General features: G+C 40.0%; 1 protein-coding gene. It reads left to right on the forward strand.

Features of this window, described 5'->3' with window-relative positions; genetic code table 11:
* Nucleotides 1–134 precede the first annotated feature (134 nt).
* Nucleotides 135–407 (forward strand): hypothetical protein (locus tag HBA93_RS18960; protein WP_221724333.1); only part of this gene is annotated, 273 nt, incomplete at its 3' end.

Raw genomic sequence — 407 nt, forward strand, 5'->3', positions numbered from 1 at the left:
AGTTTTGAGGATAATATTCCGATTATGGGAGTAATCGACGGTGAGCGAATTACACCTTGGTCTGGCTCTTTATCTCCGGCTGCATCTTTACCGACATTAAATCCAAGGCAATTAATTGTTGGGGAGGTCGGGGGATGATCCGTAATTTTATATTAGCTTTTTTAATTCTGTTTAATGTTGGTTCAGCTTTTGGCATGGTGCCGAATGGTGATGATGATGTTGTTTTATATGCTCAGGATATTCCAGCTTCAGAATTGGTTGGTATTTTGTATCGAGAGGTTTTTAGAAAGCCTTTTGTTACTTCTCCACAAGTGCAAGCAAACCGTTCTTTGGTGTCTGTACATATTGCTGGAACTCAAAAGCATGCAATTAGCCAGGCTAAAGATTATTTGGCTGCTTTGGGCTTT

The organism is Ochrobactrum sp. SFR4 (genome assembly GCF_019730395.1).
Taxonomy (GTDB): Bacteria; Pseudomonadota; Alphaproteobacteria; order Rhizobiales; family Rhizobiaceae; genus Pseudochrobactrum.